This window comes from Jilunia laotingensis (assembly GCF_014385165.1).
Taxonomy (GTDB): domain Bacteria; phylum Bacteroidota; class Bacteroidia; order Bacteroidales; family Bacteroidaceae; genus Bacteroides; species Bacteroides laotingensis.
The window spans coordinates 2,958,603-2,981,601 of the sequence record NZ_JACRTF010000001.1; the positions used below are offsets into that span (position 1 = coordinate 2,958,603).

Below are 22,999 nucleotides of genomic sequence, written 5' to 3' on the forward strand. Positions count from 1 at the left end.
AAGAAATCACCCTCGTTACATAATTGTAGCGAGGGTGAAATTGTATTTGTGAGGTTTTTGACACGACCTCTTCAGTGTCATAGCTATTTCTTTATTATTCTTCAATGGCGGCAATGCCCGGAAGAACTTTTCCTTCGATTGCTTCAAGTAATGCACCGCCTCCGGTAGAAACATATGATACACCGTCTGCCAATCCGAACTTGTTGACACAAGCCACAGAGTCACCACCTCCTACAAGTGAGAAAGCACCGTTTTTAGTCGCTTCAACGATAGCTTCACCTACTGAACGTGAACCGTGAGTGAAGTTTTCGAATTCGAATACACCTGTCGGGCCATTCCATAAGATTGTTTTGGAATTCTTGATAACGTTGGCGAAGATTTCTTCTGATTTCGGACCTATATCCAAACCTTCCCAGCCATCAGGAATTTCGTTAACAGCACAGAATTTAGTATTGGCATCATTAGAGAAAGAGTCAGCGATCTTAGCATCTACAGCCAGTACCAGGTTTACACCTTTCTCTTTTGCTTTTTTCATCAGTTCGAGAGCCAGATCAAGCTTATCATCTTCTACTATAGACAAACCGATGTGACCACCCTGAGCCTTTGTAAATGTATAAGTCATTCCGCCTGTGATAATCAAGTTATCAACCTTGTTCAGCAGGTTCTCGATGATTTCAATTTTGGAAGAGACTTTAGATCCACCCATGATAGCGGTGAAAGGACGTTTGATATCGTTCAATATTTTGTCTACAGCCTTTACTTCCTTTTCCATCAGATAACCGAACATTTTGTTATCTTTGTCGAAATATTTTGCAATTAAAGCTGTAGAAGCGTGTGCGCGGTGAGCTGTACCGAATGCATCATTTACATAGCAATCAGCGTATGAGGCCAATTTTTTAGTAAATTCTTTCTGACTTTCTTTCACAGCTTTCTTGGCAGCAGCTTTTTCTTCATCTGTTGCGTCTTCTGCGAGTCCTCTCGGTTTGCCTTCTTCTTCAGCATAAAAACGGAGGTTTTCAAGTAACAATACTTCGCCCGGTTGCAGAGCGGCAGCTTTTACAGCAGCTTCTTCACCCATGCAATCGTTGGCAAACTGAACTTCTACACCGAGCAGTTCGGATACATGTTTAACGATATGTTTCAGAGAGAATTTATCGGCAACACCTTTCGGACGTCCCAGGTGAGAACCGATAATCACACTACCACCGTCTGCCAGAATCTTTTTCAGAGTAGGAAGAGCTGCGCGAATACGAGTGTCATCAGTAATGTTGAAGTTTTCGTCCAAGGGCACGTTGAAATCAACGCGAACGAATGCCTTTTTACCAGCAAAGTTGAATTTGTCAATTGTCATAATACTCTATTTATTTAAAAATGTTAATCCTTATGTCCTGTTTAAATTTTACTTTCGAAGAATTTAGTCCGCTTTCTTCTGTCTTCCTTTAGAAAAAGGACTCTCAAAAGAATGATGAACAATATGATAACAGGTTCTTACTTTTTTGATTGCCGCAAAGTTACTATTTATTTCTTTTTTTTGCTACGAAATCGTTATTTATTCTTTCTCTTTGCTTTGTCTTTTGTTACTTTATACTTATCACAGTAATATTTGCACAACATTTGCAAACCGCAAGTATCACATTTGGGAGTACGTGACTGGCAAACATATCGGCCATGAAGTATCAGCCAATGATGAGCTATGGGAATCAGTTCTTCGGGAATGTTTTTCGTTAATTCTTTTTCTACACTGAACGGAGTAGTGCATTTATCGTCCACTAATCCCAAACGGTGACTGACGCGGAATACATGTGTGTCTACCGCCATGGCAGCCTTGTTGAATACAACGGACTGGATTACATTAGCAGTTTTCCGTCCGACTCCCGGCAGCTTTATCAGTTCTTCCAATGTTCCGGGCACTTCACTATTGAAATCTTTTACCAACATTTGAGCCATGCCTACCAAGTGTTTTGCTTTGTTATTGGGATAGGACACACTGCGAATGTATTCGAATACCACTTCCGGTGTACTGGCTGCCAAAGCTTCCGGAGTAGGGAAGTCCCTGTAAAGCGGTGGGGTAATAATATTCACTCGCTTGTCTGTACATTGCGCGGAAAGGATAACAGCTATCAGTAATTCGAATGGGTTGTTGTAATGGAGTTCCGTTTCGGCAATAGGTACATTTTCTTGAAACCAAGCAATTATTTTCTCAAAACGTTCTTTCTTTCTCATCGTAATTTGTTTTTATGATAGTGAGGAGCAACTCTTAGGTTAAAATAAAAGATAGAAACTACCGTTAGACAGGCACCGAACAGGTAGGCCATGTCGAAAGTGCTGATCTCGGCAATGAATCCTCCGGTCAGCATACCGATGCCGATTCCTACGTCCCAAGAAGTCAGGTAGGTTGAAGTCGCAGTTCCGCGCTGGCTGTTAGGAGCGAGGTTTACGAACAGCGTATTGTAGGCCGGAAACATGATTCCAAATCCTATTCCGAGTGATAGGGCTATTACGAAAAACAATACGGTGCATACTGTGATATCCCATTGAACAATATATACGCAGGCTGCTAACAAGAAAAAAGTGAAAACAACAATATACAATCCGGCAGAGATAACCTGTGTTATTTTTCCTTTGTCAACCAATTTACCGGAAAAGATTCGTGAAATAGCCATTCCGACTGCCATAAAAGTGAAGAAGAATCCTGTTTGCGCATTAATTCCAATTTGGCGTGAATACATGGCTACATAGTTGGTAGTCATTCCATAAGGAATAGAGAGCAGTAAAAGGCTGATTCCCGCTGGTATTCCTTTTAATAAAATGAAACGATCCAATGATATCGGTTCTCGTTTGACAGGAGGTTTATAGGATGTTCTCACTAGGCTTGCAGACAAAAAACCGAGTATGCAGGATATAAGCGAACAGCTAAATATCATTGTAAATGACATCTCTGCATCGTGCATAAAAAGCCCGGTCATCGGACCGATGGACATAGCTGTATTATTTGTCAGTCCGTAATACCCCAATCCCTCCCCGCGCCTTGATGAAGGCATGATGTCGATCACGACAGTATTTCCTCCTACCGTTACCATCCCAAAAGAGACCCCGTGGATAATACGGAATATTATAAATAAGGTGAGGCTTCCGGCTACGATATAACCTGCGAAAATACTGGTAAATATGAAATAAGAAAGCAGATAAAGTGGTTTTCGTGCAAAAGAATCGAGCAGATAACCGGAGAATGGGCGGATGCATAGTGCTGCGATAGTATAACAGGATAATATAATTCCGATAGTGGAGTTCCCGGCACGAAAAACTTCCGACAGATAGAAAGGCAATACCGGAATCAATAGCCAGAAACCGAAATACAGCAGAAAATTGGCCGCTAATATGAAGCAGTAACTGGGTGTGGCAAGTCTGTCTTTCATTTTATTTAGTTGAAAATTGAAGGTTGAAAGCTGAAAGTTGAAAATGAAGAATTACTGCATGGTAATTCTCTATTTCCAACTTTCCATTTCCAACTCTTTTAGTAGGCTGCCTCGAATTCTTTTAAGAACCGTGTATCGTTTTCCGAGAACATGCGTAAATCTTTCACTTGATATTTCAAGTTAGTGATTCGCTCGATACCCATTCCAAGAGCATAACCACTGTATATTTTGCTATCTATTCCGTTAGCATCGAGTACGTTCAGGTCGACCATGCCACATCCTAGAATTTCTACCCAACCGGTATGTTTACAAAACGGACAGCCTTTTCCACCGCAGATATTGCAGCTGATGTCCATTTCTGCGCTTGGCTCAGTAAATGGGAAATAAGACGGGCGCAAACGAATTTTTGTATCAGCACCGAACATTTCTTTGGCAAAGAGCAACAGTACTTGTTTCAAGTCAGTGAATGATACATTTTGATCCACATACAAAGCTTCGACTTGGTGGAAGAAGCAGTGGGCACGATAGCTGATGGCTTCATTACGGTAAACACGTCCCGGACAGATGATGCGGATAGGAGGTTGAGAAACTTCCATTACACGACTTTGCACAGAGGAAGTATGCGTACGCAACAAAATATCCGGATGTGATTCGATGAAGAACGTGTCCTGCATATCACGTGCCGGGTGATCTTCGGCAAAGTTAAGTGCGGAAAACACGTGCCAGTCATCTTCTATTTCAGGTCCTTCGGCAATACTGAATCCCAAGCGGGCAAAGATATCTATGATTTCATTCTTAACGATAGAAAGTGGATGACGTGTACCCAATTCTACAGGATATGCAGAACGGGTGAGGTCGAGTTCACATGCACCGTTATCTTGATTGTCGAATTGCTCTTTCAGCGTGTTGATTTTCTCTTGTGCTTTTGTTTTCAATTCGTTCAATCTCATGCCGACTTCCTTTTTTTGGTCTGCCGCTACATTGCGAAAATCTGCCATAAGTTCATTAATGGCTCCTTTTTTACTGAGATATTTGATGCGTAGAGCTTCAAGCTCGTCTGCACTGGCAGCTTTCAGTGCTTCAACTTCTTCAAGGAGTTGGTTAATCTTAGCTATCATATTTCTGGTTTATTATTATATTCAGATAAAACGTTGCAAAGATAGTGGTTTTTATCATAATTTGCTTCTCTTATTAGGTATTGTTTTTGTGAGTATGTAGGTATTAAAAAGTGCCTAACTTGTTTAATGTGTTAATGAATGCATCGTACATGTTAAGCTATGTTGTATTTTAGGCGAAAGCATTCGATATATTTGCAGGTGTCGTGAAAGTCTGTATCTTTGCAATGTGTTTTTCATAGTATTAGATTTAAGGTTAACAAAGATTGGCTGTCTGGGATAGATAGCCTTTTTTTTTGTTAACCTTTCTCTTTTTGTTCTGATCCGGGATTAATATAAAAACGGATCGGGATCACTTTGGTCTGTATAAATCCGGGAAGGATAAAAATAAAAAAATGATGCCTGTATTCAGGCATCATTTTTCTTATCATTATTATCTTCATCTTCAAGTGGTGGAGAAACCGGATTTATATCTGTATTTGATTTGTTTGCTTTTATAGCGGCTTTGATAAGTACAAATACAGTGATTGCTATGACTATTGCTATTATTATTTTCATAATAGGTCTGATTTTATAATTTTTATAGTTGTTGAATTGATAGAACACTATAGAAGTTCTTTTGTTTAATTACTAATTATTGATTTATAATAATTTGTTGAACGATATCGGACGTAATAGCGAAAAGTGGGAAATAAAAAAAGATGCCTTGACTAAAGCATCTTTTTTATTGTAGAGCGTACGGGATTCGCCCCCGTGAAATTATACCACTATAAATTAAGCACTTAACTATTAGCTAATAGTAAGGTACTAAAATATGGTCGCATATTTCGCACACAATATTTAGCATTAAAAATTGAACTCAAAGAACTACTTTTTCAATACCAAAAATGTACGAAATTTCCTGATAACTACATAATTTCTAAAGATTTATTTACTGTTTCTTTCAACAAATTCTGTTGCTATATCAACCTTGTTCAACCAACTTTTAAGAAATTTTTGATTAGTCGACTTCCTCTTTACCAAATCCTGATAATATATCCTTCGTTGATTAATGAATTCATTAACCAACTCATTCAATTTGGCTTTATTATTGGTATAAGTAAGGATAATGTTTCCAATTGCACCATCTGTTGCAATTGTCACACTGTACACCTTATTAATTGCAAGTATACTGAAAAAAATAGTGAATAACATCGGTGCAAAATATGCTACTGCACCTAATTACTATGCTACGATGTGTAAGATGATTGGAATGTTCGAAAAAGAAGTAAAGAGGCTAGGTTGATGAAAGCACTTCCGTGGATTTTAACTGTATTATTGTTGATTACATGTATTGCTGCATGGTTTCGACCATGCAAGCAAGTACAAGTCAATGTCGTTTCGGACACAATTATCATTGTTGATACAATTAGAGATGTTGTGCCAAAGCCGTACAAAGTTACAGTAATTCGAACCGATACATTTTATTTGCCCATTTTGATTGGTGATTCTTCTGAATTAGATTCTGTACCTATTGTCTTTCCTGTTGAGCAAAAAGAATATAGAACAGATCAATACTTGTCTGTAATAAGTGGTTTTCATCCGAACCTTGATTTTATAGAAACATATAATAAGATGCAAATTGTGATTCCTAAAAAAAACGATGGGGGCTTGGTTTTCAAGCTGGTTATGGTTATCCATATGGACTTTATGTTGGTATTGGTGTGGGCTATAATTTGTTTATGTGGTAATTTTTATAAGGGTATGAGTTGAAAAATGTTAGAGTAAGTGTTTTTATTCTAATTAGAATAATATATCTTTGTAGCCATTAATGTATATTGTAATGTAATTGACATTCAACGTGAATACTAATAATGCGGAGAATCATATTCGATAAAAAAGATAGACGGTATTGGATTAAGAGTGTGAACTCTATAGTCCGCATTTTGAAGCCATGTAAGACGGGGAAGAATCAGATTATTGATATACATATTCAGAATGCAATAAAAAAAAGTGATTTTACTCCTTTCCATATAGTCCTTCTTTCATGTCTTATTGAATATATTGAAAGATATGGTTATGTTGTTGCTTTTGATGCAGATGATTTTGAATTAACCGAATTTATTTTTGGTGAAGTTAAAATGGATAAATACATAAACAATACTAGTACCGCATATGTTAAAGAAAATGATAAGTCTAATTTGAATTTATGGAAGATTGTAGATAATAGAGCTAAAGAGTATAGTATTGTAATTACTGAATATTTACAAAGAACATACTTTAAAGGGTTGGATATTTCTGGCTTCCAAAATTCTTTGGATGAGATATATGCAAATGTTGCAGACCATTCTAAATCTAATGGCATTGCTTTTTCGTATATTAATTATGATGAAGGAGAGGAGAAAATACATTTTGCAGCGTGTGATTTAGGTTTGGGGATTCCAACAACTCTTAGGGCTGCTATACCCGAGATTGAGAGTGACGAGTTGGCATTAAGGAGATCTTTGGATGTTGGTGTTTCCGCTAAAACAAATAAACACAATATGGGTTTTGGATTGGATAATGTATTGTCTAATCTTAAAAATGGTGGAATGATGAGAATTGTTAGTAACAATGCTTTGCTATTTTGCCAAGAAAATAAAAATAATATTAGAACCTTTTCTTTAGATTTTGATTTTAGAGGAACATTGATTTACTTTGATATTTCAATTGATTCATTTGAAAAAGATGAAGAAATTGAAGGAGATGTCTATTTATAACACTATAATTATGGTAACAGTTAAAATAAAAGATGTATTAAACGGGAGAAACTATCCAGAAGGAGGGACAATGCTGTTTAGTATTATAAAAGATGCAATGAACAGTAATCAGACTGTATCCATAGATATGGAAGATGTGGATTCTTTTCCGACAATGTTTATGAATACTTCTTTTGGTAGTTTGATTGATTTATTTGGTTTAGATACAACTAAGCAGGCATTGCGATTTCAGAATATAAAAAAGGCTCAAATTGAACGTATCAGAAAATATTTTAATGATTATAAGTCTTTAATAGATTGAAAAATATTTTCAAAAGAGTGCCTCCAAAGATTTCGTCTCGACCTCGGCTGAACTGAACCCTAAAGGTTGAACAAAAAATTCTTAGGGTTCAGTTCATTTTAGGACACGCTATGTGGTGATTATTTTAAATTATCAAGCACTTTTCTTATTGCTTCGTCCGCATGTTTCCTCATGAACTTCACGTAATTAAAAATAGGTCTATTCTTTTTTACTGATTGACCAATGCAGTATTCTAATATTTCAAGTGGAATTCCTATTTCAAAGCCGTGTTGCACAAATGATTTTCTCGCAGAATAATAGACTACTCTTTTGTCTATTCCCTGAAGTGAAGCGAGCCTCTGTATTTCTTTTGTGATATAATTCCTAAAATTTACATATGAATATTTATATCCGAATTCAAGTTTTCCACTTTTATTTACCCATTTTTTTAATATCTCTTTTGCTTCGAATGGTATAGTGATGCTTATTCTTTTATCTCCGCGTTTTGTATGTGCAGTTTTCGTTCTAATATACTCTAATACACTTGCATTTTTAAAGTTTGCATTCATCAGATCAATAAGATTAATACCTCCTAGATAGTATGAAATCATAAATATGTCACGTGCAACACACAGAGATTTTTCTTTTACATTGCAATCGCGTATTTTCTTTAATTCTTCAACGGTTATATCTATCTCTCTTTCTTCTGAATGTGGCATTTCATAATAAGCGAATGGATCAACTTTGTATTTTAGATTTTTATCGGTTTGACTTAACCGATTGAAGGATAAACTTTTAGCGAATTATTTGAGAAATAGAGGTAACGAGTTAGCAACCGTGCGAATTTCAGCGTTTTGCGTTGCTATGCTGTCAAATAACTCTTTCAGTTACAAATATAATATCTTTTTCCGAAAGTACGAATTGTCGGAGGCAATTTTATAAAATCAACTTGCGAAAAAAGAAAATCATTCATCTCATTCACAAGTTGGCATGCTAGGAACATTGTTCGTTTTGTCATTCTGTCACCGGGATTTGTCCGCATGGGTGCGGATCTGCCCCGGTCAGCGAGGCACACAATATCATTTTGTCGTGACAAGCAGGTACTTTTTAGGATGTAACGCTCCGATATCGCTTTCTTTTTGCTTTTTATATGCGCAAAGGTCAGAAGCCCCCAGCGAGAACCCCACCGGAGGTTTGTTTGTGGTATTAACTTATTCTTAAAAGTCTTCCTTCATATATTATCATCCATAGGATAAATATTATAAACCCGGAATATATAATGTTTAGGATTATACTACCGATTACTCCCCATAAATAGTCTTTACGTGCATCTTTGATTACTTCATCCCAACGGATATAGGGCATTTCCTTTTTCTTCTTTTCTGTCAGATTTTCCTTCAGAGCGGTGTAATCATTAGATTGATTTTCATACATCACTATTGTACCAATACCGAGTAGCGGTATAGTAAAAATCACACAGAATGCATGCCAAAGAGAATCACATTGAATTACGAAAAGTAAAGTCATGATTGTTGCATTCGTAAGGCTCCATACTTTTACCAACTTATATGCAGTTTCTGGTTTCATATCATCTTATAACGTTGAATCATCTCATTCAGCTCTTCATTTGAGATAGTAATATCCGACTTTGATTTGCAAATTTCCTTTGTAATATTGCCTTTTCCGTCATATTCTAATGTAGTGACCGATTTATTTTCAGGCGAGACGGAAACACTTCTAACCTTTTTTCCTTTTATCTGATAGATGCTATCAACTGTAATAATTCCGTTTTTTACTGATTCTCTTACTTTAATATCAAAGCCATTGGCCGTATAATTGGTGATTTTATTCTGCGGCTTCTGATTTTCATCGAATGTAATCTCAATGGTTTTGCCATTATCTATGTATCGTTTTACAACATATGAAGTATCCGTATTGATGCGGTAATAAATAATTGTCGTATCTGCAATAATTTCTTTAAGCCCATATGTTTCGACAACTTCACCGCTATTAAAATCCCTCTTTATTATTTTGATTAAATCACCTTTATCATCATAATAATAATTTGATTCTATATTTATGTTTTCCTCTTCATCAGTAATTGGGAATCCGGAAAGTGTATAGTTTTCTCTTTCCACCAGTGGCTTCGATTGTGTTGCATCCGTATAAGTACGCATATGAAACTTAATGGTATCATTATTTTTGAGTGTATAATACTTTTCAAAAGTTTTACCTTTGATTATTGTTGATATTTCATTGGGAGATAAATCATCAGTCTCTGTAATCATGTACGTATCATTATCCGGGTAGTTATATCTTTGAGTAATTTCAACAGCCCGCCCCGAAATATATGCTCCATTCTCCAGAAATTGTGATTGTTGTTTGATAAGAACCTCGGCCAAGCGTCCATCTTTACCATAACTGTTTGTATAGCTGTACGTTGTTATGGTATCAAATTTTTCTTGTACCTTAGATTGCCCACAGGCGTTAAAGAGTACAAGTATTCCATATAAAAGACTATATATCGTTTTCATTGTATGATAAATTAATTTCTGATTCGCTGTTTATGCCCAAGTCCTCATGCTGATAAGCCGGGTAAAGCTCTACTTTCAGTCTTTGAGTCCCGCTTTTCTGGATGAAGTGGTTTATGGGGTATGAACCCAAACACCTTAGTTGAGTTTCTTATTGATAATTCCTTGCCGTAAACCTTCTATTGTTAATGGTTTATACTTTTTTTCTTTTCCTTTAAATAAACCTTTTATAAAACCGGATATTTCATCTCCTTCTTCGGGAAAATAGTCGTTAAAATGAAATTCATTCATAGAAACATTGAATAAAGACGAATATTTTGATAGCAATTCATCTGCGTTGTCACCATATATTGATAGGTCATGATATAAACTTATGTTTTCTATATCAGAAAATGCATCCAGACTTCCTGCGTATTCTTCTATTAGTCTAATCAAATCTCTATTTATTTGTACTTTCATTTAAATATTCCAATAATTCATTTATATGTTGTTCCTCATCGTTTTGCCTTTGCAGGGAATCCGTTCTTTCCTTAATATACTCCTCGCACAAGGGCAACAATACATTTGCTTGTACACATCCCAATTCGCTGCACTTCATCCAATCCTCACAGGCTCCCCGTTTGTCTCCGGTTCGCTTGCGGGCAACTCCACGACCGTAATACACATTCGTCCCAACCTTTCCGGTTGAATGGGACAGAACGACGATGTGTACAACCCATTTGCACGCAGACAAATAGGAATAACACAAATACAAAAACTGGTTTGCTTATATTTCCGGTTGGCATTATGCTCATGTTTTTCATACACTTGACAACTTGATTTATGTATAAATAAGTTTGCATTCAACGGGTAATTTCATTATCTGACTCCCATCGGAGTTTTTTTGTTTTCTTTATTATATTTCCTTGCTCATCATATTCTGAAATTTCAAGTGTTATGGTGCCATTGTAGTCAGAATTATAAATGTGCTTAACTTTTTTGTTTCCTTCATAATAGATACTGTCGGTTGAGTAGCCTGTACTTCTTAAAGTATGATTGATGTTTACCTTCAGTCCGTTTTCTTCATACTCTGTTTCTTTATTGACTAAAGTCATATCATTGTCAAACTCTTCCTTAATTTTCTTTTTTCCATCAATGTATTCCTTCATCACTCTATCAAGTACACCGTTTAAGGTAATCCGAGTGATTAAGGTATCATTAACAGTTTGTTTCAATGAACACTCGATGTTTTGTTTGTAATCGGAAGAAGGGACAAGATTAACAGCTTCTTTATAATCCGTATCATTAAACTTATAGGTTTCTTCTCTTTCCCCGGTGTTCAAGTCATGGCGGATTTTCTTCGTATTATTTCCATTATTGTCATAGTAGTAGTATTCTTCATATCTTGAGTCAGAAAAGGGGGCGTCTTCTAATATTATAATACTTTTTTTATACTTAGGTTTATTCTTATCATAATAGCGGGAAAAAGAATAGCTGAATGTATCCTTATTATTTTCCAATACAAGTTCTTCTATGCTATTTTCAGTATATCTCATTGTTTTTAGCAATGATCCCAACAAGGGCTCCTCTACAGTATAGCAGGAAGAATCATTATCATAACTATATATCTTTGTAAAATTATTTGTCTCTACCAAAATCCCTTTATCTTTATTGTCTCCAAAATAGAGATAGTCATATTCAGCACCCTGTGCAGTTAGAATCCTGTTGTTTTTATCATAGATATTAATATATTCGATAATATTAACAGAATTATAGCCTTCCGGCTGTTTACCATTCTTGCAGCTGAACAAAAATAAGACACTTCCTAATAAAATGATTCTACCCATTATTATTTCAATTAAACGTTTACCTTACTTCTGTATTTCTCAAATTCCGGTATGTCCGGCAACTCCTCTCTTTCCATATATAGTTGTATGAAGCGTGCAAAACGCCTGACCTTATCCAAATCACCGGGCATCAAGGAGACTCCACTTAACAGACTGGATGAATTGGCATTGGAAATTATTATATCTGGTGCAACCCATGAACCACGCCTGTAATAACGAATCGTGAGTTCAGCTTGACTATAAGGTATCGTTTCTTTTTTATGCAACAGAAGTCGTCCCGGTATCGTTACGGTCTTGGAAACACGATCAAAAACAATCCGTCGCCAAGGCTGTAGAATGGCACTTATCCATAGTGTAAGGATAATCAAGTACATCTCAAGAAGCAATAATATACTTCCATAATCTTTAGTTGTAAGGTTTGAAGGAGTTAAACCAGCGCAAACCGAAACTAAAAATATAAAGAGGCAGACCAGGAAACTCACCATTCTCACCGAGATGCCGTCATTATCAATAACAATCTGTTTGTCATCACACCGGCTTAAATATTCAGGCTCTACCGGAATCCCTGAAGAATCCGGTAACCATTGCGCATTTCCCGTACTTTCGCCATTTTTCAGAGGTATCCGGACGGCTAAATTCCGGGCTTCTTTAAACAGAAAATACATGAACAGGTAAATCCAACCATTAATGGTTATCAATCCAAGTATGATATTGGTGAAAGTGTTACGTATATCTGACTCCGTGACAAATATAAGTAATGGAAAGAAAGATATGAATACTCCCCACAACATGATATGGGATTTGCATATACGCCACCTTTCTTTTCTCCTTTCCTTTCTCCACTCGGCTTCCCTACGCTTGACATCGGCTATGATTTCACGCCTCAATTGCCTGTTGCACTTATTTTTCCGTTTCTTCATGTCACCTGTTTTTTCTGTCATAGTCTGTTTATATTGACATCTTCCTGTATTTGCCCGAAAGTTTCAAATTCGGGATAGTTTGATAAATCTTCTTCAGTCATATAAGCTTGAATCAAACGGGCAAAACAATACCCGTTTGTACGCCCAGCAAATTGCAAAGAAACTTCACCAACAAGATGCTGGTAATTGGCTATGACTACGCCATCAATTCCTCGGAGAGCATCCTGCCCAAAGGAAATCACCGCTTTTTGAAATGGTATCGTTTCTTCTTTATGGATTAGCCATCGGCGAGGAATAGTGATTGTTTTCTTTTCCCGGTCAAAGACAATTGTCCTTCGGGGGGATAAGAATTTAAATATTCCTGACAATATTAAAACGCAATTAATCAAAATGATTGTGTAGTTTTCAGCAAAACTATTATTTCCTCCTTGAAAAGGATATATGCCCAATAAAGGCAATATAATCACGATAAGAAGGAAAAATATTGGTACTCCTCTCCTTGTAGGATCGGTGGCATCTATTATGATTCTCTTTTCGTCGAACTGTTTAAATACATCAATGTATTTATACACCCATTTGTCTCGGAAATCAAAATAACTATACCTCCAAAGTTTATCATTATTTGTGAGGGGAATTTTAGGAAAAACTTTAGGAGTTACTTTGTAAAATATCAGAACTAACCAAAAACAAAATCCCAATATTGCAATACATATTGATAAAGTCAGGTTAGTTATTGTTGTTATCTCACAGATAAAGCAAGCCGCAAAAAATGAACCACAAAATGATAGACTTGCAAACAAGGCAAAGAAGCATCCAATAATTTTCCATTTCTTCGTATCACGTTGTACTGCTTCATTTAACGCTTGAATCTCCTCAGTCCAACGTTGATTTTCATTTTTATATTGTTTATGGCTTTTCATTGTATTTTTTTCTTTATTTCATAAATTTCCAATTCTTCTGTTATTAACTCTTCCATTTTTGCTATTTCTGGCTTCATATCTGTTTTTGTTTCCACTTGGGCATTGCTATGCCCCACAAATGCTATAAGCAATATCATTAAAGACAGTACTTCCAATTTATCAGTCATTGGTTTCTGTACTTTCATGTTATAATCATTAAAAGAACTTGGTTTTTCTCACTTCTTTTGTTAGATTGCTTATTCCGCTTCTATTCATTTTCTCCATCTATTGGTTGCTTTTCCTCCCATTGATAGTTAATTAAAGGAAACGTGTTATATCTACTATCTACATATAAATAATTACTTATTATTTTTTTCTTTTGAATATCAGATATTGTCCAACGGGCAATATGTTTCTCTTTGTCAACCCACGTGAATGAAAAGTAATATTCCGTCACAAAGGAATACTGTTCATTGTTGCCATTCTCTATTTTTGCGTATTTCAAACTGAATTTTTCAGGATAATCATGCCAAGTTGCATAAATCAAAGAATCGTTCCGAATAGCTACATATTCCGGTGCAATCATATTTTCATCTTGGAAATTAGGATAATTATATACTACATACCCACTATCAGTATCTGTAATTGCTAACCAAATAGTCTCATAAGGATTTGATTCGGTCTTTGTGCAACTTGTAAATAGGAACGGCACAAGTAATAGTATAACGATTTTCGTAATTTTAGTTAGTAACAATGCACTTATCATAATCCATATTTTATTTCTCATATTACAAACACTCCTTTATTTCTGCCATCACTTACTCACCCTTTATATGTAGTTTCCGTTCCTGCAACTCACGGTAATATCGTACGATTTCATCATCCTTATGCTTCTCATAAAAATAAGAGCCACTTTCATCATATAAAATGTAATTCTTTGTTTTACACCCGATATAATCGGCATCGGGTTCTGTCCCCAGATTATAACTTATCCCAATCTTCCATTTATCAGGACTTTCTCTTATGGGAGCAATGCTAATAGCCCCTATATAGGTTTCATTACTGTTGCATTCTACATGAACTTGATTCTCTAAATAAAATCTCCGGGTAGCACAGGTGTTTTTCGAGAATCCCATATAATAGAATGTTATATCGCCTTGTCTCTTTAAATCAGCTAAAGATACGCCTGCTGTGTCATAATAGTTTATCATCATCTTCATGCGCTCCAAAGTATCCTTAGGAGGATGTGTCACCAATATATTCTCGGTATATATATAGGTACTGTCTCTTCGGTTTATATTCAAACTTTTACCTTTATTTATATGAATAAACGGAGGTTGCAATACGTTGGAATAAAAGAGTCCAATACTTCCAACAATGATTACGAATATCAGTATCAATCTGACAGTCTTTTTATATCTCGTGCTTTTCTGTTTTTTAATCACCATAATTCTCCCGGTTTATAGGGGTTAGAATCCATTATATTTTCATGCCATGCTTCTGTGAAGAAAGGATATACCACACACTCTTCCGTATCGTCGTAATCCTCGTCATCGCACAGAGCTTTAGTAATATAGATACTAACGGTTTCCTTATCGTCCGCTTGCAATTTCAGACAATAAAAGTCGCCTTCAAGAATTCTTTTGTAAGATAGCATGGTAAACGCATATTTCATGTGATTACTGATGCTTTCTGCCGTGAGGTTTTGCAAAGCGAACCGGAATCTCTTTTGAGGATAAGAGGAGTTCAGCCACCCGCTTAATTTTCCGGTGATAAACCGGGCATCGGCAGATGTTATCGGGCGGGGATGCGGATTGTACAATTTGTAGCGGCCGATTACTTTGTATCCTTTTGCTAACAAATCATCCACTTCGACGGGTCCCCTTTGGGTTAAAATGTAATGTATATCCAATATGTTTTCTGCTTCCGGTATGTAACCGGATTTCCAATCAACAAGTTTATAACTGACCACTAAGGAGTCTTTACCGAATTTTATGAATAAGTCTGTTCCTTTGTAGGTGTCAATGTCGAGGAGTTGATACTCAACGTCTATTTCATAACGGATGCCGGGCATCGAATCCTCTTCATTCACAAAATAGGATTCTCCCAATAGGTCCAGTATTTCCTGGTAGGTCATCCCTACTTTCAGACGGTTATTTACCAAATCGTCAACCATGAACTTTCTGGAATAATAATGACCGTCCCATTCGTCCCAACCTTTCCGGTTGAATGGAATGCGATGATTTGTGCAGCCGGTTTGCATATTGACAAACATAAATAGCGACAATAGAAAAAGCAATCTATTTTGCATTTTGTGGCTTATAGGCATTTCTACTTTTTTTCTTTTCTTCATTCTCTCTCCCTGATAATGTTTGCACTTAATTAAAATTCCCATTTCCAATTATTATATCCTTGTAATAATCATTTGTCTTCCACTCAAGAAGCATCTCTGGATCGGTCTGGATTGCTTCCAATATAGTGGGGCATACGGTATCTTTACCATTAGAATAATACTTATTGTATAAGAACTGTAATGTGGGGATGCAGTGTGCTATGATTTCACGACGTTCGTCAGCATTGAACTCTTGGAAAAGAACATCTTGTCCGTCATTACCTGCAACCAATGGGGCTTCTACACAACAGCGAATATAATTTTCTAACATAGAGTAATATGTAGTAATATCTTTACTGGTTAGATTTACAACCGTTGATAACAATCCAGCCCTAATATCCAATTCTCCATAGATATCGTGGGCTGCAAATAAATGATTGTAATTACTATAGTTATCATTGTTTTCTCGCAATATTTTTCTGTTTATAATCTCCTCTTTGTCAAAACCAAAAATATAGAGTAAATCGTAGACAGGATAAAAGTATTCTTCTCCATTGACTAATTTTGCTAAGCTTGCTTTGTTGTTTTTCAACAAATAGTTGTTCCAATGATAATCAAACAAGTCAAAATATTCACGATTAATAGAATAGTCTCCTGATTCATTGGATTTAACAAATGATTGTGGTACAGGCATGTCCGAACATATAATTCCTAAATTTCGGTAAAAATAGACATCATTCTTATTAATAGCATATTCATATTGTAGGTCTGGATTACTTACGAAATAAGCTGTATAGTCCTTCCGCTTTTGAAATTTATTATCAATGGGGTATTTATGACCATCCAAGTCTATTCCGAAAATATACTTTACACGCTCAACATATTGTGAATCTACAACAGGTTGCCAACCACATTTTTCGAAGAGTTTATTTAAAATAAATATACCCAATTCTTGATCTATATCTTCAAAAACATAGGTTTCAAATCCTTCTTCCTCTTCTTGTTTACGAATGACCTTTATTCTGTCGAGTATCTCTTGCCACTTTTCTTCTGTAATGTTTAGATCTTCAGGTTTTAAATATTCTGTTGAATCAGTTTTTATTTCACTGTTAATAGTGTTGTTTACTGATTTATTTGATGAGGGATTACACCCCATAACTAAAATTGCAAGCACTGCTATTGAAATCGTTTTTAGTTTCATAATAAAATATTTTTTCGGATTTTGAATTACTTCGCAATGCTTGTTGTTGTCATTTTGTCGGACAACAATAATAGCGAATATAACAAACTATCGACTTGCCTTTGAAATACCTTCCTTTCTGATTTTGCCGTCAGATCCGATTTGATAGCTACCTAATTTCTCTTTATAGACCTCTTCATAAGTATTGTCCGTTTCATTGTATACTATTTCTGCGCTGAATTTCGCAATATGAACTCTTTATCTATACGGAATGAAATTATACCGTTATCGGTTGATTCGCCTACCTTTAAATGGTCAATTATTTTACCTCGCTCGGCATCAACGGTCACGACCAGATAGCTGTCGTTGTCTCCTAAGGATAGACAAAGTAATACCGGAAGAATATTTTTATTTCTGAATGGAAGCGTATGACACGTATGAAATTCCGCACCCTCGAATCCGAGTGCTTTTAAGAAAGAGATCAAATTATCGGCAGGTTGATATCCCGGATTTTCGCCATTTTGTATATATTGATAATAGCTGTAGAATGAAACAGGCAAGGGTATCGCCACGGTCTTCGCATCATCCGGTAATACCAACAACTTATTCAGTGCAAGATACGGTGTACCGTCAATCTCTATCACGTTCGGTTTGTCTTGTGATGTCTTCTGACATGAAGGCAAGTTGGTTTCTGAACTGGTATTCCCAGTTCTTTGTTTGGACGCATTGTTGCATCCCGTAAACGTACAAACTGCCGATAAGGCTGCAATCATTATAATTTTGTTCATATTCTTAGGTTAAATTGTTATATCGAAATCTCCTGTTCACTCTTTGACTTGCTCTTTGTACATCGTTTTCGTTCCTGCAACTCATGATGGTATCGTACGATTTCATCATCCTTACTTTAAAGTCCTGTATTAACGTGTAATAGTTCGCATTTCGTATATATTTTAAAAGTGATTATTCAGATCGTTCTTTTCCCTCATTTATAACCGATAGTTATTCAGGATAAATAATTTCCGGCTTATCTCCGCCCAGATGATAACGAACTTTAATAAGAGGTTTATTTGTCGTTTCGTCCGGTTTATAAATATACATGGCATCCGCATCTGTACTGGTTTTATACCAGCAATACATGATTGGACTTTCATCTTCAACGATATCTTTTGAAAGATATTCTATATCTTTATCAGTTAAGAATGATAATGTCTCTCTTCGTGATACGATTGGTTCTATATATTCCTCTCTATGCTTTACAATAATACTGTATAATGAATCCTCGTCGGCACTGTTGTATTTATTTAGAAAATCAATAGCACAACTGTTTATAATATCCCAATCCGGTTTTAGGTTAGCTTTCACATACGAACAACCGATGTCTACACCACGTAAAAAACCGATATACGGTTCACTGTCATTTCCATAACGCTCATAAAAACATCCCATTGTATCATCGTAATTCCCCTTGAACTCTATGGCAGCCTCGTAGCCTTTTTCTACCCATTGTTGATAAAACTCCTTGTAGTTTTTCGGATTAATATCGTTTAGTATATCCGTTAGCTGACACCCCACAATCTCACCTGACGTTTCATGAAAGTGACGGATTTCTTCCGGTGTCGGCTGATAGTGGTTTTCTGTTGCAAGTTTCAACGCTTCCGATGTTGTTTCGAGCGACTTACAGTTTACTTCCATGAAGGTGATACACCACTCTCCAAAACCCATGTCAGGATGTTTGTAAAATTGCAATATTTCTTTGCCGCCACTCGTCATTTGATTGCCACGGTCTATTAACTTTTGCCCCTTAATCAGAATAAGTTTACAGTTATCCATTTGTTCGGCATACTTCTCGTCATATTCAAGTATCACATCGCCGGGATTGGATTTGAACACTTTGAATCTTACACCGTCAAATTCATATTCCTTGCCTTCATCTTCCGGCAAAAGTGATACGCGTGTATATTTCCAGCGCAAAGGGGGAAGAAATTCTACCTCGATACCTCCCTCGAAGTCGGCAGCGTCTCCATAAATAGGGCGGAACAACATAGACAGTTCTTTTTTGTCGTCGGAAATATCAAACCGAGAGAAAGCGGATAATTTCAGCGTATCTCCATCCGTACTCTGCAAGCGAGATATAAGGTTGATTCTCATGTTTCCAAGCATGTTTACGTTAGCAAGTTTATTCTCATAAGGATTATCGGAGGGTGTCACTTGCGGGTATTCTTTCGTCTCCCTCTGGTCTTTGCACGCTCCATATGTACCATGCAGCGACAATCTGCCGTCTACCATATAGAAATCTCCAAACCCTAATTGGGCATTACTAAGCCACTCCTTCACATGAAATGAATCAAACTCCCTCTCCGTTTCCACCCACGGCAAAGGTTCGATTCTTTCTTCTACAGTCACATTTTCGGAAATGCCCGGTTTCATTTGAAAATACCGGTACATCGCATACATTTCTTTCAACTTCTCTTTTTGTTCTTTAGTAAGTTCCTTAACACTCAAGTTCCCTTGCTTATTTTGCGCATTTGCGCATCCGGCAAGTCCAAAACTTAGTAATCCCATAATCAAAAGTGTCTTAATATCCATAATTCAATATTTATTATTTCGTTCTAAATTGATTTAGAGAATAAAGTATTCCTGTTATAACGAATAATAGGCTGGGAATATCCATACATCCAACTTTCTCAATATCATGCAGAGGGCAATTCAATTCCCCTTTTTTACTCTTTGTTACCCTCCGAATCATATCTTTCAAGGGTATTCCAACCTCCGCCCTTGCGCTCGGCAACCGATTTGAGCTTGCCGTTAGCGTAATACTCCTTGCGATAGACCTCGCTATCAACTTCACAACGACCCTCCTCCCGCAACTCTCCAGTATCAAAGTAACGTTTATATGCTCCTTCACGCTCACCGTTCCTGAAAGTATATTCCGATTTGCATTTGCCAGATTCAAAATAGAATTCCTTTGTTATTCCGTTCAATTTGCCATTGAGGTAGTTTGACGACTTTTCAGGAGTGCCGTCAGTGAAATAAGTAATCTCTTCTCCGTTCTTTTCATCATTTTTGTAAGTGGTGGACTTTTCGGGCTTGCCGCTTTTACCATATCTAATCCAGAGACCTTCTTTTTTGCCGTCTTTATAGCTGCTTTTGCTACGGGGCTTGCCGTCTTTCCACGTTTCGCTCCACTGACCATCGGGCAAGCCCTTCTTATAGAAACTGATGCGAACTATGTCACCGAGGTTACTCGATAGGTGTTGAGTCCATTTGCCATCGCGTTTACCGTCTTTATAACATTCGTCGAGCGTCAGAGTGCCGTCGCTGCCGTATCGCCGGTCATAACCATCTTCAATTCCTAACTTATATACTTTTTCTGTTTCAACTTTGCCGTTCGAGTGATATGTCCTGCTCACGCCATCCACTTTGCCGTCTATAAACGTTCGCTCACTTTGCACGGTCTGTCCGTCACCATAATAGCACTTGTATGATCCATCCCTGTTTCCCTCTTTGTAACGGCACTCTTCAAGTAGTTTGTTCTCTTTGAAATGTCGGTAATCGCCATGATACATGCCATCCTTAAAGTCAGCAAGAATGTACTCCGAGTGATAGCCGTCAATCAGGCGGTGAGAGCCGTTGAGCGGGGTCTTTTCTTCATTGTTCAGGCGAAAGAGCATCCGGCCATCCCCATAGTTGATAACAGTGATTTCTTCTATTTGATAAACTTTTTCCTGTGCCGTACTCGTAAGTACCATTACTCCGAAAAGGAGTAGTAACATAATTTTCTTCATGCTTTTTGTTTTATTACTTAATCGACAAAAGTATCATAAATAAATTATAAGAAATATATTTTGCTTATAAATATGATATTTATTTTAATTATTATTAGGATTCGAACTAAATAAACTTACCTGTATTTTGGATGGTTGCACAATTAAAATATCCATCAATCTATTGATTTATAATTAAATACTATTTTGTACGAATCCTTTTGAAAATGGAAGTGTGATTATTACAATCGCATTATGAAAAAAAAATATAGCCATATAAAATATGTCTATATAAAAAGTAGTACCGTGATTACTTTGAGAGCAACATTTTCAAGTCATTCTTGCTAATGCCCATGTATTTGCATATCTTTAGCTCGCTTATGCCGTCAGCCAGCATTTGCCGGACTGCGTTTCTGTCTCTTTCATACGCTTCCAATCTATTGAAAATAGTATCGGTCAAGCAGTCTATTCCCTCTGAAAAGGCTTTTTCTCCTTCCGGGGTATTAAAGTCTATCGTGCAGATTTTGGCACACTCCTTGTGAAGTATCAAATAGTAAATTCCTCCGATTAGGATTGCGGTGATGCTTTTAATATTGACTTTTGCTGGTTTAAACAGCGTTTCGTAATATGTAATCAAATTAAGGTTCATGATATCTCGCGTTTCCGCCGTTCTTTTGGTAGTATCATTGATGACTGACATTTCGTAAAGCAACAGCTTTTGCATAACAGGATTATCAGACAAGTTTCTGAAGAGCGTCTTGAATGTTTCAGCGAAGAACTTTTTAGGCCCCAATACATTCAAGTTGGAAATATCGATGGCATTGTTCATCCAGAAATCATATTGCTTGGCAAGTCTGTCATAGAGATTATCCATCGAACCGTATCTTCTATAGAATACGTTGGCTTCCATTCCTGCAGCCTTTGTCAAAGTACTTAGATTGACATTGTCGAAGCCCTGTTCCGCCACAAGTTTTTCGAGTTCGGACATCACATCCCTGTCTAATTGTTCATTGGTTCGTCTGTTTCGAGTTTTTTTCTCTTCCTGCTTCATTCTTATATCATATTTATACCGGTTATATTCGCTTGTCTATAGATGGTTTTGTTGCAAATATATATATTTTACACTTTACAAGCAATATATTGGTATAAAGATAACGCCAATAGTGGCTTGATATTTAGATAATAGACTAATTATTTTGCTTATTTATCCTTTCAATCATACTTGTATTATGTGTTTCAATTGCAAACGGATGGTGTTGACAATCCAATAAGCCAACAGGCCGAAGAAAAGATGGACATCACTCCTGCCGTCTTTTTGATGAATGCACGCCAAAGAGAATCACATTGACTTACAAAAAGTATAGTCATGGTTGTTGTATTGGTAAGAGTAAATCTTTTTATAAACTTATATGCAGTTTCTGGTTTCATATCACCTTGATTTATAGTTCTGTATTTTATATCTCTTGCTGTTTCATTCTCCATTCACATATTTTTCATATTCAGGCCCTTCGTACGGAGGAATACCAGAACCTCGTGAGTTGATAACAATATCAAAAGTTTTAATATCAGTACCGGATTCCGATTTTCAAATCATATAGGTATAATATATTTATCTATTATTAATGCCAAACAAAATAATATCAGATCAACAACGGTAAACAGTACAATCGTTACAAATGGATGCTTCTTCCAATATGTATCTTTTCCTGAATTGTATTTTTCAATTATTCTTTTATATCTGCCTTTATACCAATAGTACAAATAAATGAACGAGAAAAACACTAAGTAAAAAATACGTCCCCAAAGCTTATGAAGTAACAAAGCATCATGCCAATGAAAGTCCAATCGCTTTAATATCAGCTGAATAACGAGTATATGTATAGCCATATTGGGTATAACCATCATCATGCCTGCTAACACTGGTAATCCGTCAAAGTTATGTGACCTCATACCCATTTTATAGGAACAGTAAAATAAATAATCATACAGAATCATAAC

The 22,999-nt window shown here is 36.4% G+C and carries 26 protein-coding genes and 3 pseudogenes; 3 read left to right on the forward strand and 26 right to left on the reverse strand.

Translation table 11 applies throughout. The annotated features are described in order from the left end of the window. Positions 1–94: 94 nt before the first annotated feature. From H8744_RS11175 to H8744_RS19045, 6 genes are all read right to left on the reverse strand, one after another. Entirely contained in the window at positions 95–1,354 is a 1,260-nt protein-coding gene (locus tag H8744_RS11175; protein ID WP_369411070.1) for a phosphoglycerate kinase, read from the reverse strand. 191 nt (positions 1,355–1,545) lie between these two features. Further along, positions 1,546–2,223: an endonuclease III gene (gene nth / locus H8744_RS11180; protein WP_262434901.1), complete on the reverse strand. Its 678-nt coding sequence runs from the start codon at positions 2,221–2,223 to the stop codon at positions 1,546–1,548. After that, the gene (locus H8744_RS11185; RefSeq protein ID WP_262434902.1) at positions 2,220–3,416 is read right to left on the reverse strand and encodes an MFS transporter; all 1,197 of its coding nucleotides are present in this window, start codon (positions 3,414–3,416) and stop codon (positions 2,220–2,222) included. Before H8744_RS11185 ends, nth begins: the two co-directional genes overlap by 4 nt. Before the next feature lie 98 nt (positions 3,417–3,514). Next, the gene (pheS, locus tag H8744_RS11190) at positions 3,515–4,534 is read right to left on the reverse strand and encodes a phenylalanine--tRNA ligase subunit alpha (RefSeq protein WP_262434903.1); all 1,020 of its coding nucleotides are present in this window, start codon (positions 4,532–4,534) and stop codon (positions 3,515–3,517) included. A 405-nt stretch (positions 4,535–4,939) separates the two neighbouring features. Further along, positions 4,940–5,089: a hypothetical protein gene (locus tag H8744_RS11195; protein WP_262434904.1), complete on the reverse strand. Its 150-nt coding sequence runs from the start codon at positions 5,087–5,089 to the stop codon at positions 4,940–4,942. Positions 5,090–5,458: 369 nt separating this feature from the next. Beyond that, positions 5,459–5,725, reverse strand: coding sequence for a putative peptidoglycan-binding domain-containing protein (locus H8744_RS19045; protein WP_369411016.1), 267 nt, complete (start codon positions 5,723–5,725; stop codon positions 5,459–5,461). Between the two features lie 90 nt (positions 5,726–5,815). On the opposite strand from H8744_RS19045, the pseudogene H8744_RS11200 reads away from it, so the two are divergent. The 3 genes and pseudogenes from H8744_RS11200 (at position 5,816) to H8744_RS11210 (ending at position 7,570) form a co-directional block, all read left to right on the forward strand. Next, positions 5,816–6,261: pseudogene (locus tag H8744_RS11200) on the forward strand (DUF6808 domain-containing protein). A gap of 195 nt (positions 6,262–6,456) precedes the next feature. Then, positions 6,457–7,269: a hypothetical protein gene (locus tag H8744_RS11205; RefSeq protein WP_262434906.1), complete on the forward strand. Its 813-nt coding sequence runs from the start codon at positions 6,457–6,459 to the stop codon at positions 7,267–7,269. Between the two features lie 10 nt (positions 7,270–7,279). After that, positions 7,280–7,570 carry an STAS-like domain-containing protein gene (locus tag H8744_RS11210; protein WP_262434907.1) on the forward strand — a complete coding sequence of 97 codons (291 nt, stop codon included), beginning with the start codon at positions 7,280–7,282 and terminating at the stop codon, positions 7,568–7,570. A gap of 119 nt (positions 7,571–7,689) precedes the next feature. Here H8744_RS11210 and H8744_RS11215 read toward each other — a convergent pair whose 3' ends face one another. The 20 genes and pseudogenes from H8744_RS11215 to bfi1 form a co-directional block, all read right to left on the reverse strand. Further along, positions 7,690–8,268 (reverse strand): site-specific integrase, encoded by a 579-nt coding sequence (locus H8744_RS11215; RefSeq protein ID WP_262434908.1) that lies wholly within the window; start codon positions 8,266–8,268, stop codon positions 7,690–7,692. A gap of 487 nt (positions 8,269–8,755) precedes the next feature. Next, positions 8,756–9,136 carry a hypothetical protein gene (locus tag H8744_RS11220; protein WP_262434909.1) on the reverse strand — a complete coding sequence of 127 codons (381 nt, stop codon included), beginning with the start codon at positions 9,134–9,136 and terminating at the stop codon, positions 8,756–8,758. Further along, positions 9,133–10,083 (reverse strand): hypothetical protein, encoded by a 951-nt coding sequence (locus H8744_RS11225; protein ID WP_262434910.1) that lies wholly within the window; start codon positions 10,081–10,083, stop codon positions 9,133–9,135. Before H8744_RS11225 ends, H8744_RS11220 begins: the two co-directional genes overlap by 4 nt. A 135-nt stretch (positions 10,084–10,218) precedes the next feature. Next, a complete protein-coding gene (locus H8744_RS11230; RefSeq protein WP_262434911.1) occupies positions 10,219–10,539 on the reverse strand; it encodes a DUF1493 family protein in 321 nt (106 codons plus the stop codon). Continuing rightward, positions 10,520–10,834: a hypothetical protein gene (locus H8744_RS11235; RefSeq protein WP_262434912.1), complete on the reverse strand. Its 315-nt coding sequence runs from the start codon at positions 10,832–10,834 to the stop codon at positions 10,520–10,522. Before H8744_RS11235 ends, H8744_RS11230 begins: the two co-directional genes overlap by 20 nt. An 88-nt stretch (positions 10,835–10,922) precedes the next feature. Further along, a complete protein-coding gene (locus tag H8744_RS11240; RefSeq protein ID WP_262434913.1) occupies positions 10,923–11,906 on the reverse strand; it encodes a hypothetical protein in 984 nt (327 codons plus the stop codon). 11 nt (positions 11,907–11,917) lie between these two features. After that, positions 11,918–12,847 (reverse strand): Bf21 family immunity protein, encoded by a 930-nt coding sequence (gene bfi2, locus H8744_RS11245; protein ID WP_262434914.1) that lies wholly within the window; start codon positions 12,845–12,847, stop codon positions 11,918–11,920. Beyond that, the gene (gene bfi2 / locus H8744_RS11250) at positions 12,844–13,746 is read right to left on the reverse strand and encodes a Bf21 family immunity protein (RefSeq protein ID WP_262434915.1); all 903 of its coding nucleotides are present in this window, start codon (positions 13,744–13,746) and stop codon (positions 12,844–12,846) included. The genes bfi2 (H8744_RS11245) and bfi2 (H8744_RS11250) overlap by 4 nt, the downstream gene beginning before the upstream one ends. Further along, on the reverse strand, positions 13,743–13,931 hold the full coding sequence (locus H8744_RS11255) for a hypothetical protein (protein WP_262434916.1): 189 nt from the start codon (positions 13,929–13,931) through the stop codon (positions 13,743–13,745). The genes bfi2 (H8744_RS11250) and H8744_RS11255 overlap by 4 nt, the downstream gene beginning before the upstream one ends. Positions 13,932–13,993: 62 nt before the next feature. Beyond that, positions 13,994–14,491, reverse strand: a complete 498-nt coding sequence (locus H8744_RS11260) for a hypothetical protein (protein ID WP_262434917.1) — start codon at positions 14,489–14,491, stop codon at positions 13,994–13,996. Between the two features lie 52 nt (positions 14,492–14,543). Then, positions 14,544–15,125 carry a hypothetical protein gene (locus tag H8744_RS11265; protein WP_262434918.1) on the reverse strand — a complete coding sequence of 194 codons (582 nt, stop codon included), beginning with the start codon at positions 15,123–15,125 and terminating at the stop codon, positions 14,544–14,546. Positions 15,126–15,166: 41 nt separating this feature from the next. Beyond that, positions 15,167–16,078, reverse strand: a complete 912-nt coding sequence (locus tag H8744_RS11270) for a hypothetical protein (protein ID WP_262434919.1) — start codon at positions 16,076–16,078, stop codon at positions 15,167–15,169. Positions 16,079–16,103: 25 nt separating this feature from the next. Further along, positions 16,104–17,258 carry a hypothetical protein gene (locus tag H8744_RS11275; protein WP_262434920.1) on the reverse strand — a complete coding sequence of 385 codons (1,155 nt, stop codon included), beginning with the start codon at positions 17,256–17,258 and terminating at the stop codon, positions 16,104–16,106. 203 nt (positions 17,259–17,461) lie between these two features. Beyond that, positions 17,462–18,025 (reverse strand): hypothetical protein, encoded by a 564-nt coding sequence (locus tag H8744_RS11280; protein ID WP_262434921.1) that lies wholly within the window; start codon positions 18,023–18,025, stop codon positions 17,462–17,464. A 211-nt stretch (positions 18,026–18,236) separates the two neighbouring features. Then, entirely contained in the window at positions 18,237–19,823 is a 1,587-nt protein-coding gene (locus tag H8744_RS11285; protein ID WP_262434922.1) for a hypothetical protein, read from the reverse strand. Positions 19,824–19,957: 134 nt separating this feature from the next. Further along, positions 19,958–21,022 (reverse strand): toxin-antitoxin system YwqK family antitoxin, encoded by a 1,065-nt coding sequence (locus H8744_RS11290; protein WP_262434923.1) that lies wholly within the window; start codon positions 21,020–21,022, stop codon positions 19,958–19,960. Between the two features lie 289 nt (positions 21,023–21,311). Next, on the reverse strand, positions 21,312–22,052 hold the full coding sequence (locus H8744_RS11295) for a TetR/AcrR family transcriptional regulator (protein WP_262434924.1): 741 nt from the start codon (positions 22,050–22,052) through the stop codon (positions 21,312–21,314). 183 nt (positions 22,053–22,235) lie between these two features. After that, positions 22,236–22,322: pseudogene (locus tag H8744_RS19120) on the reverse strand (transposase); the annotation flags it as partial. 150 nt (positions 22,323–22,472) lie between these two features. Further along, positions 22,473–22,607 (reverse strand): annotated as a pseudogene (locus tag H8744_RS19145) (DUF7738 domain-containing protein); the annotation flags it as partial. Beyond that, complete coding sequence (gene bfi1 / locus H8744_RS19150; protein ID WP_500793323.1) at positions 22,592–22,996, reverse strand: Bfi1 family immunity protein; 405 nt, start codon at positions 22,994–22,996, stop codon at positions 22,592–22,594. The gene bfi1 and the pseudogene H8744_RS19145, both read right to left, overlap by 16 nt. Between the last annotated feature and the right edge of the window lie 3 nt (positions 22,997–22,999).

Excerpts from the sequence above, each read along its gene's own strand:
- nth (WP_262434901.1), bottom strand. The coding sequence starts at position 2,223 with ATGAGAAAGAAAGAACGTTTTGAGAAAATAATTGCTTGGTTTCAAGAA.
- H8744_RS11185 (WP_262434902.1), bottom strand. The coding sequence starts at position 3,416 with ATGAAAGACAGACTTGCCACACCCAGTTACTGCTTCATATTAGCGGCC.
- pheS (WP_262434903.1), bottom strand. The coding sequence starts at position 4,534 with ATGATAGCTAAGATTAACCAACTCCTTGAAGAAGTTGAAGCACTGAAA.
- H8744_RS11195 (WP_262434904.1), bottom strand. The coding sequence starts at position 5,089 with ATGAAAATAATAATAGCAATAGTCATAGCAATCACTGTATTTGTACTT.
- H8744_RS19045 (WP_369411016.1), bottom strand. The coding sequence starts at position 5,725 with ATGTTATTCACTATTTTTTTCAGTATACTTGCAATTAATAAGGTGTAC.
- H8744_RS11210 (WP_262434907.1), top strand. The coding sequence starts at position 7,280 with ATGGTAACAGTTAAAATAAAAGATGTATTAAACGGGAGAAACTATCCA.
- H8744_RS11215 (WP_262434908.1), bottom strand. The coding sequence starts at position 8,268 with ATGCCACATTCAGAAGAAAGAGAGATAGATATAACCGTTGAAGAATTA.
- H8744_RS11220 (WP_262434909.1), bottom strand. The coding sequence starts at position 9,136 with ATGAAACCAGAAACTGCATATAAGTTGGTAAAAGTATGGAGCCTTACG.
- H8744_RS11225 (WP_262434910.1), bottom strand. The coding sequence starts at position 10,083 with ATGAAAACGATATATAGTCTTTTATATGGAATACTTGTACTCTTTAAC.
- H8744_RS11230 (WP_262434911.1), bottom strand. The coding sequence starts at position 10,539 with ATGAAAGTACAAATAAATAGAGATTTGATTAGACTAATAGAAGAATAC.
- H8744_RS11240 (WP_262434913.1), bottom strand. The coding sequence starts at position 11,906 with ATGGGTAGAATCATTTTATTAGGAAGTGTCTTATTTTTGTTCAGCTGC.
- bfi2 (WP_262434914.1), bottom strand. The coding sequence starts at position 12,847 with ATGACAGAAAAAACAGGTGACATGAAGAAACGGAAAAATAAGTGCAAC.
- bfi2 (WP_262434915.1), bottom strand. The coding sequence starts at position 13,746 with ATGAAAAGCCATAAACAATATAAAAATGAAAATCAACGTTGGACTGAG.
- H8744_RS11255 (WP_262434916.1), bottom strand. The coding sequence starts at position 13,931 with ATGAAAGTACAGAAACCAATGACTGATAAATTGGAAGTACTGTCTTTA.
- H8744_RS11260 (WP_262434917.1), bottom strand. The coding sequence starts at position 14,491 with ATGATAAGTGCATTGTTACTAACTAAAATTACGAAAATCGTTATACTA.
- H8744_RS11270 (WP_262434919.1), bottom strand. The coding sequence starts at position 16,078 with ATGAAGAAAAGAAAAAAAGTAGAAATGCCTATAAGCCACAAAATGCAA.
- H8744_RS11275 (WP_262434920.1), bottom strand. The coding sequence starts at position 17,258 with ATGAAACTAAAAACGATTTCAATAGCAGTGCTTGCAATTTTAGTTATG.
- H8744_RS11280 (WP_262434921.1), bottom strand. The coding sequence starts at position 18,025 with ATGAACAAAATTATAATGATTGCAGCCTTATCGGCAGTTTGTACGTTT.
- H8744_RS11285 (WP_262434922.1), bottom strand. The coding sequence starts at position 19,823 with ATGGATATTAAGACACTTTTGATTATGGGATTACTAAGTTTTGGACTT.
- H8744_RS11290 (WP_262434923.1), bottom strand. The coding sequence starts at position 21,022 with ATGAAGAAAATTATGTTACTACTCCTTTTCGGAGTAATGGTACTTACG.
- H8744_RS11295 (WP_262434924.1), bottom strand. The coding sequence starts at position 22,052 with ATGAAGCAGGAAGAGAAAAAAACTCGAAACAGACGAACCAATGAACAA.
- bfi1 (WP_500793323.1), bottom strand. The coding sequence starts at position 22,996 with ATGATTCTGTATGATTATTTATTTTACTGTTCCTATAAAATGGGTATG.